The 14,508-nt window shown below is 60.0% G+C and carries 15 protein-coding genes and 1 pseudogene; 8 read left to right on the top strand and 8 right to left on the bottom strand.

Annotated features, from left to right (window positions below):
- The first annotated feature begins 173 nt into the window (after window positions 1–173).
- Window positions 174–770: an SRPBCC family protein gene (locus ACQ4WM_RS08310; RefSeq protein WP_436546239.1), complete on the top strand. Its 597-nt coding sequence runs from the start codon at window positions 174–176 to the stop codon at window positions 768–770.
- Here ACQ4WM_RS08310 and ACQ4WM_RS08305 read toward each other — a convergent pair.
- From ACQ4WM_RS08305 to ACQ4WM_RS08290, 4 genes are all read right to left on the bottom strand, one after another.
- The gene (locus ACQ4WM_RS08305; protein ID WP_436546238.1) at window positions 758–1,213 is read right to left on the bottom strand and encodes a hypothetical protein; all 456 of its coding nucleotides are present in this window, start codon (window positions 1,211–1,213) and stop codon (window positions 758–760) included. The two genes, ACQ4WM_RS08310 and ACQ4WM_RS08305, sit on opposite strands and share 13 nt — an antisense overlap.
- 49 nt (window positions 1,214–1,262) lie before the next feature.
- The gene (locus tag ACQ4WM_RS08300; protein ID WP_436546237.1) at window positions 1,263–1,703 is read right to left on the bottom strand and encodes a DUF2721 domain-containing protein; all 441 of its coding nucleotides are present in this window, start codon (window positions 1,701–1,703) and stop codon (window positions 1,263–1,265) included.
- Between the two features lie 100 nt (window positions 1,704–1,803).
- Window positions 1,804–2,760, bottom strand: a complete 957-nt coding sequence (gene pip / locus ACQ4WM_RS08295) for a prolyl aminopeptidase (RefSeq protein WP_436546236.1) — start codon at window positions 2,758–2,760, stop codon at window positions 1,804–1,806.
- Between the two features lie 27 nt (window positions 2,761–2,787).
- Window positions 2,788–3,270, bottom strand: a complete 483-nt coding sequence (locus tag ACQ4WM_RS08290) for an Lrp/AsnC family transcriptional regulator (protein WP_436546235.1) — start codon at window positions 3,268–3,270, stop codon at window positions 2,788–2,790.
- Between the two features lie 154 nt (window positions 3,271–3,424).
- Here ACQ4WM_RS08290 and ACQ4WM_RS08285 point away from each other — a divergent pair, with 154 nt between their 5' ends.
- On the top strand, window positions 3,425–4,048 hold the full coding sequence (locus tag ACQ4WM_RS08285) for a LysE family translocator (RefSeq protein WP_436546234.1): 624 nt from the start codon (window positions 3,425–3,427) through the stop codon (window positions 4,046–4,048).
- Between the two features lie 53 nt (window positions 4,049–4,101).
- Here ACQ4WM_RS08285 and phbB read toward each other — a convergent pair whose 3' ends face one another.
- From phbB to ACQ4WM_RS08265, 4 genes are all read right to left on the bottom strand, one after another.
- The gene (gene phbB, locus ACQ4WM_RS08280; protein ID WP_436546233.1) at window positions 4,102–4,842 is read right to left on the bottom strand and encodes an acetoacetyl-CoA reductase; all 741 of its coding nucleotides are present in this window, start codon (window positions 4,840–4,842) and stop codon (window positions 4,102–4,104) included.
- 84 nt (window positions 4,843–4,926) lie between these two features.
- Window positions 4,927–6,105, bottom strand: coding sequence for an acetyl-CoA C-acetyltransferase (locus ACQ4WM_RS08275; protein ID WP_436546232.1), 1,179 nt, complete (start codon window positions 6,103–6,105; stop codon window positions 4,927–4,929).
- Window positions 6,106–6,298: 193 nt separating this feature from the next.
- Entirely contained in the window at window positions 6,299–6,772 is a 474-nt protein-coding gene (gene phaP, locus ACQ4WM_RS08270) for a TIGR01841 family phasin (RefSeq protein WP_436546231.1), read from the bottom strand.
- A gap of 126 nt (window positions 6,773–6,898) precedes the next feature.
- A complete protein-coding gene (locus tag ACQ4WM_RS08265) occupies window positions 6,899–7,807 on the bottom strand; it encodes a LysR family transcriptional regulator (protein ID WP_436546230.1) in 909 nt (302 codons plus the stop codon).
- 112 nt (window positions 7,808–7,919) lie between these two features.
- Between ACQ4WM_RS08265 and metE the strand changes: the two genes are divergently transcribed.
- The 6 genes and pseudogenes from metE to ptuB form a co-directional block, all read left to right on the top strand.
- Entirely contained in the window at window positions 7,920–10,280 is a 2,361-nt protein-coding gene (gene metE, locus ACQ4WM_RS08260) for a 5-methyltetrahydropteroyltriglutamate--homocysteine S-methyltransferase (protein WP_436546229.1), read from the top strand.
- A 255-nt stretch (window positions 10,281–10,535) separates the two neighbouring features.
- Complete coding sequence (minC, locus tag ACQ4WM_RS08255) at window positions 10,536–11,273, top strand: septum site-determining protein MinC (protein ID WP_436546228.1); 738 nt, start codon at window positions 10,536–10,538, stop codon at window positions 11,271–11,273.
- Window positions 11,274–11,311: 38 nt separating this feature from the next.
- Entirely contained in the window at window positions 11,312–12,127 is an 816-nt protein-coding gene (gene minD, locus ACQ4WM_RS08250) for a septum site-determining protein MinD (protein ID WP_436546227.1), read from the top strand.
- A 1-nt stretch (window position 12,128) separates the two neighbouring features.
- Window positions 12,129–12,380 (top strand): cell division topological specificity factor MinE, encoded by a 252-nt coding sequence (minE, locus tag ACQ4WM_RS08245; protein ID WP_436546226.1) that lies wholly within the window; start codon window positions 12,129–12,131, stop codon window positions 12,378–12,380.
- A gap of 118 nt (window positions 12,381–12,498) precedes the next feature.
- A complete protein-coding gene (locus ACQ4WM_RS08240; protein WP_436546225.1) occupies window positions 12,499–13,941 on the top strand; it encodes an AAA family ATPase in 1,443 nt (480 codons plus the stop codon).
- A pseudogene (ptuB, locus tag ACQ4WM_RS08235) lies at window positions 13,934–14,362 on the top strand (retron Ec78 anti-phage system effector HNH endonuclease PtuB); the annotation flags it as partial. The gene ACQ4WM_RS08240 and the pseudogene ptuB, both read left to right, overlap by 8 nt.
- Between the last annotated feature and the right edge of the window lie 146 nt (window positions 14,363–14,508).

Here is a 14,508-nt window from a genome sequence, read left to right as displayed (position 1 = left end):
GCCAAATCGGTAAGGGAACGTGCGGCGGCGACGTCCAGCAGGCGTACGGTAGCAAGCATTGCCGGCGGGCGCAGCGCTTTTCTGTAGACCGGGGGTTCTAAATAGGTACGCAAGCGCACCCTGCTGGCGCGTGCAGCTTGTGCCCGGCGATAGTTTCCCGTAGGCTAGCTTGCATGATGCGATTAACTTTCAGCCTGTTGCTACTTTGCGCCGCGCCCTGGCCTGGCCCGGCACTGGCGCAGGCGCCGCGCCTGGAGTCGACACGCCTGAAGGTCGAGGTCAGGCGGGTCGAGGTCGACGCCCAGCATATGTATGAAGTCAATGCCACTGCCGTGGTGCAGGCGGCACCCGCCATAGTCTGGAAAACCCTGACCGGCTACGAGCGCATGAGCGAATTCGTGCCCGACCTCAGTTCCTGCCGCGTGCTGTCGCGCAATGGCAATGAAGTGGTGATCGAACAACAGGGCATGGCCCGCTTTCTGTTCATGAACCGTCCGATCCACCTGGTGGTGCGGGCCATGGAAACGCCGATGACGGCGATCGATATCGACCTGATTTCAGGCGACATGCGCCACTATGAATCGCGCTGGGCCTTGAACCCGATGCCTGAAACGGGCGGCACGCGCATCGTCTTTTCCAGCCGGCTGATGCCGGGCTTCTATGTGCCCGCCATGCTGGGTCCGACCATGATACGCGGCGATATCGAGCGCATGATGGGCGCCGTGATGGCGCGCATCGACAGCCAGCCGGCGCAAAATCAGGCCAGGTAAGTATCCTTGTCGCGAATCTCGGCGTAGTTTTCCAGGTTGCCCAGCTTGACTGTCACCGGGTTCAGGCTGGCCTGCGGCTGCATCGAGCGCCAGGCGAACAGCCATTCCTGTTCTACCGCTTCTTCGCGTGTCTTGGTAAATGTGGCGCCGAGGGCGGCGCGCTGGCCGTATTCGACCAGGCCATCGATGCCTGCCCAGCTGGGCAGGGTGCGCTGCACGGCGCGGTGCAGGCGTTCGCCGAACTCTTCCGTGTTATGGATGATCAGGCAACTGTCGGCCGGCGCGAACAGGTCGAACAGCTTCTTGTCCCACACCTGTGAAAAACTCAGGGTGAGGCAGTTGCCGGCCGGGGTCAGACGGAACTGGCCCAGGCTCAGCGCAAGTTCGAGTTCGCTGCGCTGGCCGTAACGGTGCAGTGTGGGGGGGCGTTGGTAATCGTGCATGCTGAGGTTTCAATCTTCAATAGGGAATGGCAGGAGCGGCGGACGGCAATCAGCGCGGCGGGCGGATATGGCGCCGGATGCGCTGGGCAGTAGCGGCAAGAAAAATCTCGCGCAGCAGGTAGGTGAAACAGCCGATCAGGCAGAGCACCGCCAGCACGAAAAACACGGCGATGTATTTATCGAGCGTCAGGTTCAGGATATCGCCCAAAAACAGCATCGCGATAATGATGCAGACGAAAAAACCGCACGCCGTGCTGAGGGAAATCGAGTAATTGATCAGATGGGTGCGCCGGTACAGGGTATCGAGCTCATCCATGTAAAAGTCGTTGTAGCCGATATCGAGCCGGTCTTCCAGCACCCGCGTGCGGTCGATGATGCGGCCCAGGCGGTTGGTCAGCACCACCAGCATGGTGCCGATGCCGGTCAGCAGGAATACAGGCGCAATCGCCAGCTGGATGATGTGGCCAATGTCGCCGATCTGTATGTTCATGGATAAGGTAATGGTTCAGGCTGGCGCCGACGACGGTACCGGCACAGGCGCTAGTGTAGCAGGCGCGGGCGCTGCCACGGTAGGCCGCGCCGCGTACCGGCTAGACGAAGCCGCGACCCGGCTGGAAACGTTGCGTGGCGTTCACCAGCGCCGAGGCGATGCCCCGTTCCAGCGCGCCATGGCCCGCATCCGGGATCATCTCCAGCTGCGAACCGGGCCAGGCCTGGTGCAAACGGTATGCCGACAGCGGCGGGCAGATGGCGTCGTAGCGGCCCTGCACGATCACGGCCGGCAAATGCGCGATGCGGTGCAATTGACGGATCAGCTGGTCTTCCTCCAGAAAGCCCAGGTTGGCCATATAGTGCGATTCGAGCCGGCCCACGCCCAAGTCCAGCGCATCGTTGGGGCTCTCCTCCGGCTGCGGCATCAGATAGACGCGGCGCCCTTCGAAGCGGCTCCAGGCACGCGCGGCAGGCCAATACACCTCCGGGTCGCTGCTGAGTATGCGTTTGACATAGGCGGCCAGCAGGTCGCCGCGTTCGTCCTCGGGGATCAGGGCGGCAAATTCTTCGTACAGGTCCGGATAAAACCAGCGCACGCCTTCGATAAACCAGTCGATCTCGGCTTGCGTGCACAAGAAAATACCGCGCAGCACGAAACCGAGGCAAGCCTCGGGATGCGCCTCGCCATAAGCGAGCGCCAGGGTCGAGCCCCAGGAGCCGCCGAACACCAGCCATTGTTCGATGCCGAAATGCGCGCGCAGTTGTTCGATGTCGTCGATCAGCAACTGCGTGGTGTTGTTGCGCCACTCGCCCAGCGGGGTGGACTTGCCGGCACCGCGCTGGTCGAACAGGATCACGCGGTAGCGCTGCGGGTCGAAGAAACGGCGATGCTGAGGCGACAGGCCGGCACCGGGCCCGCCATGCAGGAACAACACCGGGATACCATCCGGGTTGCCGCACTCTTCCCAGTAAATGGTGTGCAGCGCATCGACGGCCAGCATGCCGTGCCGGTTCGGCAGCATGGCAGGAAACAACGGTGACAAGGTATCGGGCATGACGTTACTCACTATGTTGGACAGGGCTCAGGCCAGCGGCAAGGGCAGGCGGTTTGACGACTTGATCTCGCGCATCGACAGGCTGGACTGGATTTCCGCCACGCCGGGCAGGCGGCGCAAGACGTTGGAGACGAATTCGCCATATGCTTCCAGGTCGCGCGCCATCACTTGCAAGAAATAATCGGCTTCCCCCGCTACATTGTGGCACGATAAAATTTCAGGGATCGACATGATGGCCTGCTCGAACTGTGACGGCTGTTCATTGCCATGGTTGGCAAACACCACGCGCACGAACGCCACCAGGCCGATGCCCAGCTTCTTGCGGTTGAGCAGCGCCTGGTAGCCGGTAATAAAGCCTTCTTCTTCCAGCCGGCGCAAGCGGCGCCAGACTGGCGTTTCGCTGAGTTTCAGGCGATCGGCCAGGCGCGCATTCGACAAGCGTCCTTCTTCCTGCAACAGCCTCAATATCTGCAAATCCGTGGCATCCAGGCTTACTTCTGAAATTTTCATCTATTTATTGTTTTATTACGGGTGGAATCTACCCGAATACTAGAACATCGCAGGCAGCAATAGCAAGCACATTTCAAACAGGCAAGGACATAATGGCGCCGTGCGCGCACCGCTGACGGTGGCGCCTTTACCTGAGCTACTGCCTGCCGCCACCATGTCCGATTCTACCTTTTTGATGTATTTGCTGGCCCTGGCCGGCGCATTTTTATTGCCCGGCCCCGACATGGCGCTGGTACTGGCGACGGGCGCGGCGCGTGGCGTGGCCACCGCCCTGATCACCGCGCTGGGCATTGCCGGCGCACGCGCCATGCACGTGGCCCTGTCCGGCGCCGGGCTGGCCGCGCTGATGGTCACGCATCCTGAAGCATTGCAGTGGGTCAAATGGGCCGGCGCCGCCTATCTGTTCTACCTGGCGGCACGGCTGCTGCACGCGGCGCTATCCACGCAGGCGGTGCAAGAGACGGTAGCGCCGGCGACCGCGCACAGCGCGCGCGCCAGCTTCGTGCGCGGTTTCCTGACCAATTTGCTCAATCCCAAGGCACTGCTGTTTTGCAGCATGTTCCTGCCACAATTCGTCGTCGCCAGTAGCGAAAGCATGGGCCTGCAATACCTGCGCCTGGGCGCCGCCCTGGTGCTGGTCGGCCTGTTGTTCGACGCCGTCTACGCCGTGCTGGCCGCACGCCTGGCACGGCGCCTGCGCGGCAAACGCTCGCCGTATGGCAAGTTCGTGCTGCCAACCGTGTTCATGCTGCTGGCGGGGCGGCTGGTGATGGGCTGAGCACAAACTAAAAAGGCAGCCGAAGCTGCCTTGTGATGGTGCTGCGTTACGGCTTAGGACATGTGCTGGCCGCCGTTGATCGAAATATTGGCGCCCGTTACAAAGGCGGCCTCATCGGATGCCAGGTAGGCCACCAGGCCGGCCACTTCTTCCGGCTTGCCCAGGCGTGCCATCGGGATTTGCGGGATGATTTTGCTGTCCAGCACTTCCTGTGGAATCGCCATCACCATCTTGGTGCCGATATAACCGGGCGAAATGGTGTTGACGGTGACGTTCTTGCGCGCCACTTCCAGCGCCAGCGACTTGGTGAAACCATGCATGCCGGCCTTGGCGGCCGAATAGTTGGTCTGGCCGAAAGCGCCCTTCTGGCCATTCACGGACGAGATATTGATGATGCGGCCCCAGCCACGCTCGACCATGCCGTCGCAGACCGGTTTCGTCATGTTGAAAACGGAGTCCAGGTTGGTGCCCATCACGGCGTCCCAGTTCGGCTTGTCCATTTTCTTGAACGTCATGTCGCGCGTGATGCCGGCGTTATTGACCAGCACGTCGACCGGGCCGATTTCCTTTTCCACCGTCGCCACGCACGCGGCGGCAGAATCGTAGTCTGCCACGTCGCAAGGATAGGCCTTGAAATCATAGCCCTGGTCCTTGGTGGTCGCCAGCCATTCCTCGACCTTGGTATTGCCCGGCGAATACGTGGTCACCACGCGATAGCCCAAAGCCGCCAACTTGAAGCATACCGCTTCGCCCAGACCGCCCATGCCGCCGGTTACTAATGCAACTCTTGCCATTTTCATCCCCTCGATGTCGTGCTGCTATTTGAATTTTGTCCTTGTACCGGCAGGCACCGCCTGCCGGAGATGAGGCGCCGGAAATCAGTCGCGCTCGATCGCCAGCGCGACACCCATGCCGCCGCCGATGCACAGCGCTGCCAGGCCCTTCTTGGCGTCGCGGCGTATCATTTCGTGGATCAGGGTGACCAGGATGCGCGCGCCCGAGGCGCCGATCGGGTGGCCGATGGCGATTGCGCCGCCGTTCACGTTGATCTTGCTGGTATCCCAGCCCATTTCCTTGTTGACGGCAATCGCCTGCGCGGCAAACGCTTCGTTGATTTCCATCAGGTCCAGCTCTTCATGCGTCCAGCCGGCTTTTTTCAGGCACAGGCGCGAAGCCGATACCGGGCCCATGCCCATCACGGCCGGGTCCAGGCCCGACGAGGCGTAGGCCTTGATGCGCGCCAGTGGCTTCAGGCCCAGTTCCTTGGCGGCGGAGGCGGACATCATGATGACGGCGGCGGCGCCGTCGTTCAGGCCCGAGGCGTTACCGGCGGTGACGCTGCCTTCCTTGGAGAACGCAGGACGAAGGCCGGCCAGGGACTCCAGGGTCGAGCCCGGCTTGATGTATTCGTCGCTGTCGAACACGATCGTGCCCTTTTTGCTGGCGATTTCCAGCGGCAGGATTTCATCCTTGAACTTGCCCGCTTTTTGCGCCGCTTCGGCCTTCAGTTGCGATTGCAGCGCGAATTCGTCCTGCTCGGCACGCGACACTTCGTATTTCTTGGCGACGTTTTCCGCCGTGATGCCCATGTGGTACTGGTTGTAGACGTCCCACAGGCCATCGACGATCATGGTGTCGGTCATCTTGAAGTCGCCCATGCGGAAACCGTCGCGCGAGCCGTTCATCACGTGTGGCGAGGCGCTCATGTTTTCCTGGCCGCCGGCGATGATGATGCTGGCGTCGCCGCACTTGATGGCCTGCGCCGCCAGGTGGGTGGCTTTCAGGCCGCTGCCGCACACCTTGTTGATGGTGAAAGCGGGAATGGCGCTCGGCAGGCCGGCCTTGATGACAGCCTGGCGCGCGGCGTTCTGGCCGACACCGGCCGTCAGTACCTGGCCCAGGATCGCTTCGCTGATCAGGTTCGGGTCGATGCCGGTTTGCGCCAGCAAACCCTTGATCACGTGTGCGCCCAGTTCGGACGCAGGAATCTTGGCCAGGCTGCCACCGAATTTGCCCACTGCGGTACGGCCAGCGGCCACGATTACGACATCATCCATTTATTTCTCCGATATGCTGGCCATGACGGCCAAGGTGTTGATGAATCCGGGAAGACGCAAACAGCTGCATCACTACCTGCGTTGTTGCTTCAGTCGCACCACTGGCGTGGCCGACAATCATGGCAGCCGGCCTGGCGGTGATGGCGGGCGGCCTGGCGCGGCGGATAGCCGCTGCCGGGCCGCGCAGTTCCTGTCAATGATCAGGACGCGTGTTTTTATCATACCCTTCATCGGCAGCACCGAAAGGGCTTTTTAGAAAATTATTGAACGGATTTATTAGCGGGAACGGAGTCTCCTTCAGCGCATGCAGCAATTCACCAAATTTTTGACGCGATGCAGCAAACTCACCCTTTGTCACAGCGGTGAAATTTTCCTGGTTTTCCTGAGTAACTTCCTTTGCCTGGCGACCATAGGAACCGATGCGTTCCATGGCCAGTTGCGACTGCGTACGCGACAGTTGCAACAGCGGCTTCGGATCGCGTGCGGACAGCAATTGCTGCGCCGCTACGGTGCTGGCAGCGAGTGCCGAGCGGGCTGCATCGAGCTGCAGTTCGATCAGCCGGGCGCCGCCTTGATACGCCGTTTCGGTCACAGCCTGGGCACTGCTCAGTTGGGTGGTGCAGATTGCCTTGGCGGCCTGGGATAGCTGTTCGGAATATGAAAACATTGCATACCTCCTCAAATGACAGCAGCGCATGTTGCGCCGCACAGTACTCAACTTTAAGCGGCGCTGCCTTGCAATCCCTTGATCTCGCTCAAGCTCTCTGTTGGATTGTTTCCAAGTGAACGATCATCAGGACAGCAACTTGATACCGTCCAGCGAGGCCGCACACTGTTCACGTATCACGCTGACAAAGTCTCGCACATAGGCCTTGTCCTCCAGCGCGGGTGGCACGGAAACAAACAGGTCGCTCCACAAGCCGTGCTCGCCGACCGGCCGCGCCACCACATAATCGTAGTCGACGTAGTTCTTGATGGCCCAGTTCGGAAGAGCGGCGATGCCGCGCCGGCTGGCCACCAGTTGCAGCACCGCCACCGTCAGCTCGGCCGTACGGCGCTCGAAGGCGATGCCGTTCGGGCGCAACACTTCGCGGATCAGGTCGATGCGCTCTTCCGGCACCGGGTAGGTAATCAGGGTCTCGCCCGTGAAGTCAGACGCCGCCAACCGGCGCTGCGCCTGCAGCCGGTGCTTTTGCGCCATCACCACCAGTATTTCAAAGCGGAACAGCGGAAACACCGTGAAGTCAGGGCCATACGGCGAACCGATCACCAGATCGGCCTCCCCCGAGCGCAGCAGCTCGGCCGGCTCGCTGTGAAAGCCCGACACCAGGTCGATCTCCACTTCCGGCCAGCGCTGGCGAAACGCATCCATTACCGGCATCAGCCAGTCGAAGCAGGTATGGCATTCGAGCGCCACGCGCAACTGGCCCGTATCGCCCTGCGACAGGCGCGCCACGTCGCGCTCGGCCAGTTCGATCTCGGGCAGCAGCTTGTCGGCAAGTTCCAGCAAACGGCTGCCGGTGGCCGTAAATGCGATCGGCACCGACTTGCGTTCGAACAGCGGCGCCTGGTAGCGATCCTCCAGCAGGCGGATCTGGTGCGACAGCGCCGACTGCGTCAGGTTCAGCAATTGTGCCGCGCGCACCAGGCTGCCGGACGAGCGCAAGGCGCTCAGGGTGCGCAAATGGCGAATTTCCAACATGGGCCCTTACTATGGTGAATTTTTTTCATGCTAATCGGTAAAAAGTTTCGTTTTTATTATAGAACAGATTGCCGCACACTCTAGCCTATCAACATTAAATCTCGATGACATCATGACGATCTGCTCACATATTCTTGGTTTTCCCCGTATCGGCGCCCAGCGTGAACTGAAATTTGCGCTGGAAGGCCACTGGCGTGGCGTGGTGTCGGAGGCCGCGCTGGAAGACACCGGCAAGCAACTGCGCGCACGCCACTGGGCCTTGCAGCGCGAAGCCGGTCTCGACTATGTGACCGTGGGCGATTTCGCCTTTTATGACCAGGTCGCCAACCATATACAACTGCTGGGCTGCGAGCCGGCCCGCTTCCAGTTCGACCAGCAACAGTCGCCACTGTCGCGCTATTTCAAGATGGCGCGCGGCGCAGACCACCATGCCGGACATGCAGAACCTGCCGGCTGCAGTCACGGCCATGCCGATACCGCACCTGACGCGAGCAATTATGCGCTGGAAATGACGAAATGGTTCGATACCAATTATCACTACCTGGTGCCGGAATTTTCACCAGCTACACAGTTTTCGCTGGCGTGCGATCGCCTGTTCCAGGAAGTGGCAGAAGCACAAGCCCTGGGCTACCCGGTGAAAGCGGTGCTGATCGGCCCGTTGACCTTTTTATGGCTGGGCAAGGAAAAAACCGCCGGTTTCAACCGCCTGGCCCTGCTGGAACAATTGCTGCCGGTCTATGGCGCCGTGCTCGAACGCCTGAAGCAGCAAGGTGTCAGCTGGGTGCAGGTCGACGAACCTGTCCTGGGCCTGGACTTGCCCAACGCCTGGCGCAGCGCGTTTGAAAGCACCTATTGGCAGTTGAATCAGGTGGGCGTAAATATTTTGCTGGCAACCTATTTTTCACCACTGGAAGAAAACCTCAGCCTGGCCTGCCGCCTGCCGGTGGCCGGCCTGCACGTGGACGGCATCCGCGCGCCGCATGAGCTGATCAGCGTGACCGACTGGCTGCCGGCCCATAAAGTGCTGTCGATCGGCATTGTCGATGGCCGCAATATCTGGCGTACCGATCTCGATGCCGCCATCGCCGTGCTGCAGCCACTGCTTGAAAAGCGCGGCGGCAAGCTGTGGCTGGCGCCATCGTGTTCGCTGTTGCATACGCCATTTACTCTGGCGCAAGAAACGGATCTGGAACCCGAGCTCAAATCATGGCTGGCGTTTGCCACCGAAAAACTGGTGGAAGTGGCGGTGTTGAAAGATGTGCTGTCAGGCCATGGCGACAGCGCCGCGCTGGCCGTCTCGCGCCTGGCCCTGGCCGGCCGCCGCACCAGCGAGCGCGTGCACCGCCCAACAGTGGCGCAGCGCCTGCAGCAATTATCGCCAAGCGCTGACCGGCGCGACTCTGGCTTTGCGCTGCGCCAGGCGCTGCAGCGCGCGCGATTCCAGTTGCCCGACTTTCCCACCACTACCATCGGTTCCTTCCCGCAAACGAGCGCCATCCGCGCCGCCCGTGCCAGCTTCAAGCGCGGCGAACTGGCGGCCACCGACTATGAAAGCAGCATGCGCGCCGAGATCGCCCACGCCGTCAGCCGCCAGGAAGTGCTGGGGCTGGACGTGCTGGTGCACGGCGAAGCCGAACGCAATGACATGGTGGAATACTTTGGCGAGCAGCTCGACGGCTTCTTGTTTACTCGTTACGGCTGGGTGCAATCGTACGGTTCGCGCTGCGTCAAGCCGCCCGTCATCTATGGCGACGTGCAGCGCCCTGCCGCCATGACGGTGGCCTGGACGGTGCATGCGCAAAGCCTGACCGCCAAACCGATGAAAGGCATGCTGACCGGCCCGGTCACCATCCTGCAATGGTCGTTTGTACGCGACGACCAGCCGCGCGCCCGCACCGCGCTGCAGATCGCGCTGGCCATCCGCGATGAAGTAGCCGACCTGGAGGCGGCCGGCATCGGCATTATCCAGATCGACGAGCCGGCCATCCGCGAAGGCTTGCCGCTGCGCCGCAGCCAGTGGGATGCCTATCTCGACTGGGCCACGCGCGCGTTTCGCATCTCGGCCTCAAGCGTGGGCGACAGCACGCAGATCCATACCCATATGTGCTATGCGCAATTTAACGACATCCTGCCGCAGATCGCCGCCATGGATGCCGACGTGATCACCATTGAAACGAGCCGCTCGGACATGGAATTGCTGACCGGCTTTGGCCAGTTCCGGTATCCGAACGAGATCGGCCCCGGCGTGTACGACATCCACTCGCCGCGCATCCCGTCGACCGGCGAAATGGTGCGCCTGCTGCAAAAAGCCAGCGCGGTAATTCCGCCAGCCAATCTGTGGGTGAACCCCGATTGCGGCCTGAAAACGCGTGGTTGGCAGGAAACCGAAGCGGCCCTGGCCAATATGGTGGAGGCAGCCAGGCAGATGCGCGCCGGATCATCGCGGCAGCAAGTTTCAGCCGTCAGCAATTAAACAAGACACGGGAAACCAGGCGCTGGCGCTGAGCAAACATCACTGGGCCGCATGCACGGCTGCTTCCAGGGCGACGCCACGGGTTTTCCGGGCGTCGCCCTGATTTTTTGGCACCCAGCACATGTTGCTCTACGGAATAGCATCCGTGCAGCCCCTAAGGCCGTTTTTTTTGCAGTAGAATGCAAGAAATTTACTGCTTTCCATGTGAATCGATCAAGCACGTGGCCTCCCGCAGTTTCACTCTGAACAATGTTTATGTCCAAAAGCCTGCCGCAGAAGCCGATTGAAATCAAGATTTCCACTGTCGTTGCCGTCTCGGCCATCGTGCATGGCGCAGATACGCAGGCGCTCGATGCGGCGCTGCACGACATGACGGGCGGAGTGGCCGACTTTTTCGAGGACGACCTGGCGGTGCTCGACGTGGCCGACCTGGCGCCCGGCGACACTGCGGTCGACTGGGGCGCGCTGGTGGCCTTGCTGAAAAAATACCGTCTGAACGCGGTTGCCGTGCGCAATGCCGCGCCCGCGATGCACGACGCCATCCTGGCGCAGGGCCTGAGCCTGGACAGCGGCAAGACGCGCGACGATGCACCAGCCAAGGATGGCCCGACCATTGCCGCCGAGTCCGGCGCCGAAGCGCAGGTGATGGTGATCGACACGCCGGTGCGCGCCGGCCAGCGCATCTACGCACGCGGCTGCGACCTGATCATCACGGCGGTCGTCAACAATGGCGCCGAGATCATCGCCGACGGTAGCATCCATGTATATTCTTCGCTGTACGGACGCGCGCTGGCCGGCGCCTCCGGCAATCCGCTGGCGCGCATCTTCGCGCTGGCGATGGAGCCGGAACTGGTGTCGATCGCCGGCGTCTACCGCACCTTCGAGGACGGTTTTACGCCGGAAATGAAGGGTGGACCGGCGCAAATTCGCCTGGCTGGCGACAGAATCGAGATACACTCCATGAAACCGGTCACCCCCGTCAACCGCTCTTGAACTGCACAACTCAAAGAGACATCTGAAAAGGATTATTTGTGGCAAGAATTATTGTTGTGACGTCCGGCAAGGGCGGTGTCGGTAAAACCACCTCCAGCGCCAGTTTTTCCACTGGCCTGGCCCTGCGCGGCCACAAGACAGCCGTGCTCGACTTCGACGTGGGCCTGCGCAATCTCGACCTGATCATGGGTTGCGAGCGCCGCGTGGTCTATGACCTGATCAATGTGATCAATAAAGAAGCGACCCTGAACCAGGCTTTGATCAAGGACAAGCACTGCGACAACCTGTTCATCCTGCCGGCCTCGCAAACGCGCGACAAGGACGCGCTGAGCGAAGAAGGCGTGGAACGCGTGCTGAATGACCTGATCAACATGGGCTTCGAATTCATTATCTGTGATTCGCCGGCCGGCATCGAACATGGTGCGCTGATGGCGCTCACGTTCGCCGATGAAGCCATTATCGTCACCAACCCTGAAGTATCGTCGGTGCGCGATTCGGACCGCATCCTGGGTATCCTGCAAGCCAAGTCGCGCCGCGCGCAGACCGGCGGCGAGCCGGTCAAGGAGCATTTGCTGATTACCCGCTATGCGCCAAAACGGGTGGAGTCGGAAGAAATGCTGTCCTACCAGGACGTGCAGGAAATCCTGCGCATCCCGCTGGTGGGCATCATTCCGGAATCGGAACAGGTGCTGGCTGCCTCGAACCAGGGCAACCCGGCGATTCACTTCAAGGGCACCGACGTGGCGCAAGCCTACGAAGACGTGGTCTCGCGCTTCCTCGGCGAAGAAGTGCCGCTGCGCTTTACCAATTATGAAAAGCCTGGTTTGCTCAAGCGTATTTTCGGGACGAAGTGATATGGCGCTGCTTTCTTTCCTGTTTCCTCCCAAGCCCAAGACGGCCAGCGCGGCCAAGGAACGCCTGCAGATCATCATCGCTCGCGAACGCACCGGCCGCGACGGCCCCGACTTCCTGCCGGCCCTGCACAAGGAATTGATCGAAGTCATTTCCAAGTACACCAAGGTCAACGCCGAAGACATCAAGATCTCGCTGGACCGCCAGGGCAATCTGGAAGTGCTTGATGTAAACGTGGTATTGCCGGACGCGTAAGCACCGGGCGGCAAGTACTGACGCCGCTAAAAAACATACTATAATCAAAGGGCTGACGTTTCGTCAGCCCTTTTCGCTTTGTCACTGACACCATTCACTTGGCTGTACTGGAGCCGCATTGAAAATCGAACGGATCACCATCCAGAATTTCCGTTGCTTTGAAAATGTGCATCTTTCGTTTGATCGTCAACTGACTGTGATCGTGGCGCGCAACGGGCAGGGCAAATCGTCCTTGCTCGACGCGATCAAAATTGCCTTGTGGCCATATATTGCGGGATTCGACCTGGCAAGCATCACTCTCGATACCACCGGCATCCATATCGACGATGTGCTGCGCGAAAAACTGGCGGCGCACCAGATGGAATGGCGCTTGCCTTGTGTAATTGAATCGCATGGCACGGTTGAACCGATGAGTCAAGCTTATACCGATCTGGAATGGCACGGCAAACGTGCCCGTGACAGCGTCAAGAAAAACAGCAAGACAAAAAATAATGCATTTTCGGATGCAATAGAGCTGTATGGATATGCACAGTATCTGGAAAATCGTATATTCGCCAATGGCCAAGTAAAAGCAGACAACTTACCGATGCTCGGTTACTACGGCACGGGCCGGCTGTGGAGCCAGAAGAAACTGGCCGGCAAGGCTGACAAACTGGACCAGGCATCGCTATCGCGCACTTGGGCTTATCGCGATTGTCTGGCACCTTCGTCAAGCTATACGGATTTTGCCCAGTGGTATACGCGCATCTTCAAATCCCTGCGCGATGCGCAGATTCGTAATCTGGAAAAGAATCTTCGCCCCGATGCGGCTATCGCCGACGATCTGGTCGCCCCCGTCCGAGCAGTGCAACAAGCCATTGACACCATCCTGGAATCCCATACGGGCTGGCATGCGCTGGAATACAGCGCGGAACACGACGACCTGGTGCTTGAACACGCGGAGCAGGGCAAGCTGAAGGTACACCAGCTGAGTGACGGTATACGCAATATGCTGGCGCTGGTTGGCGATATTGCCTACCGCTGCTACAAGCTCAATGCCCACCATGGCGACCAGGCGGCCTTGCTGACGCATGGCATCGTCATGATCGATGAAATTGACATGCACTTGCATCCCGAGTGGCAGCAAACCGTGCTGCCCGACTTGCAGCGGGCCTTTCCGAATATCCAGTTCATCGTCACCACGCACAGCCCGCAGGTACTGAGCAGTATTGATGCCAGGTGCATACGCCGGCTCGATTGGGAAACCGACGAAGACAGCGGACGCAGACGGATGGTGGTCAACTCCGTCGACCGGCAAACCATGGGCGTGGCTAGCTCGGATGTGCTGGCCAATGTGATGGGTATCGATCCGGTGCCCGATGTCGAGCCGGCCCGGCAGCTCAGTCGCTATCTGGCATTGATTCAGCAGAATTTGCATGAAGAACCAGAGGGCAAGGAACTACGTAAAGAACTGGATGCGCATTTTGGCTCTGACCATCCGAAGATGCTCGATTGCGACCGCCTGATCCGTTTGCAAGCCTTCAAACGCACATTGCCGCTGCGCGAGACGGGCCATGCGTAAGTTGGATCGCGGTCCGGCGCCAGACTGCCTGTCCAGGTACCGGCACGGTACGAATAACTGGAACGACCTCACTGCCGACGATAGGAAAGAAATTTGGCAGAAACTCGACAACATGCAACATCAACGCTGCGCCTATTGCGAAGGCAACATTCGTAAAGAGCGGCATATCGAGCATTTTCGCCAGAGGGGGCGCGACCCAAAGACCATTTTTTTATGGAGCAATCTTTTCGGATCATGCAATGAACTGACAAGTTGTGGAAAGTACAAAGATAAATTGTCTCTATATGATCCAGCCGATGTGATCAAGCCTGACGAGGAAGACCCCGAACATTTTTTTCTGTTTGTCAGCGACGGCAGCGTTGCAGTGCGGGAAGGATTGAGCCCCGCGGATAAAAGGAAGGCCAGTGAAACCATTCGGATCTTCAACCTTAACGGCGTCTTGCGTGTAAACCCACCTCGTTATACACAACTGTTGAGCGCCCCCATTTCACGTAGGGTGCGTATTGTTTGCGCCGCCACATGAACATCCTTCAAACCAAGCCAGATCGTCTTGACGCCCGGTTCGCC

It is taken from the genome of Janthinobacterium longum (assembly GCF_051380735.1).
Lineage (GTDB): Bacteria > Pseudomonadota > Gammaproteobacteria > Burkholderiales > Burkholderiaceae_D > Janthinobacterium.
This window is presented reverse-complemented; position numbering and strand designations above follow the sequence as displayed.

Excerpts from the sequence above, each read along its gene's own strand:
- ACQ4WM_RS08305 (WP_436546238.1), bottom strand. The coding sequence starts at position 1,213 with ATGCACGATTACCAACGCCCCCCCACACTGCACCGTTACGGCCAGCGC.
- ACQ4WM_RS08310 (WP_436546239.1), top strand. The coding sequence starts at position 174 with ATGATGCGATTAACTTTCAGCCTGTTGCTACTTTGCGCCGCGCCCTGG.
- minE (WP_436546226.1), top strand. The coding sequence starts at position 12,129 with ATGGCGCTGCTTTCTTTCCTGTTTCCTCCCAAGCCCAAGACGGCCAGC.
- ACQ4WM_RS08285 (WP_436546234.1), top strand. The coding sequence starts at position 3,425 with ATGTCCGATTCTACCTTTTTGATGTATTTGCTGGCCCTGGCCGGCGCA.
- phaP (WP_436546231.1), bottom strand. The coding sequence starts at position 6,772 with ATGTTTTCATATTCCGAACAGCTATCCCAGGCCGCCAAGGCAATCTGC.
- ACQ4WM_RS08265 (WP_436546230.1), bottom strand. The coding sequence starts at position 7,807 with ATGTTGGAAATTCGCCATTTGCGCACCCTGAGCGCCTTGCGCTCGTCC.
- minC (WP_436546228.1), top strand. The coding sequence starts at position 10,536 with ATGTCCAAAAGCCTGCCGCAGAAGCCGATTGAAATCAAGATTTCCACT.
- ACQ4WM_RS08275 (WP_436546232.1), bottom strand. The coding sequence starts at position 6,105 with ATGGATGATGTCGTAATCGTGGCCGCTGGCCGTACCGCAGTGGGCAAA.
- ACQ4WM_RS08290 (WP_436546235.1), bottom strand. The coding sequence starts at position 3,270 with ATGAAAATTTCAGAAGTAAGCCTGGATGCCACGGATTTGCAGATATTG.
- phbB (WP_436546233.1), bottom strand. The coding sequence starts at position 4,842 with ATGGCAAGAGTTGCATTAGTAACCGGCGGCATGGGCGGTCTGGGCGAA.
- pip (WP_436546236.1), bottom strand. The coding sequence starts at position 2,760 with ATGCCCGATACCTTGTCACCGTTGTTTCCTGCCATGCTGCCGAACCGG.
- metE (WP_436546229.1), top strand. The coding sequence starts at position 7,920 with ATGACGATCTGCTCACATATTCTTGGTTTTCCCCGTATCGGCGCCCAG.
- ACQ4WM_RS08300 (WP_436546237.1), bottom strand. The coding sequence starts at position 1,703 with ATGAACATACAGATCGGCGACATTGGCCACATCATCCAGCTGGCGATT.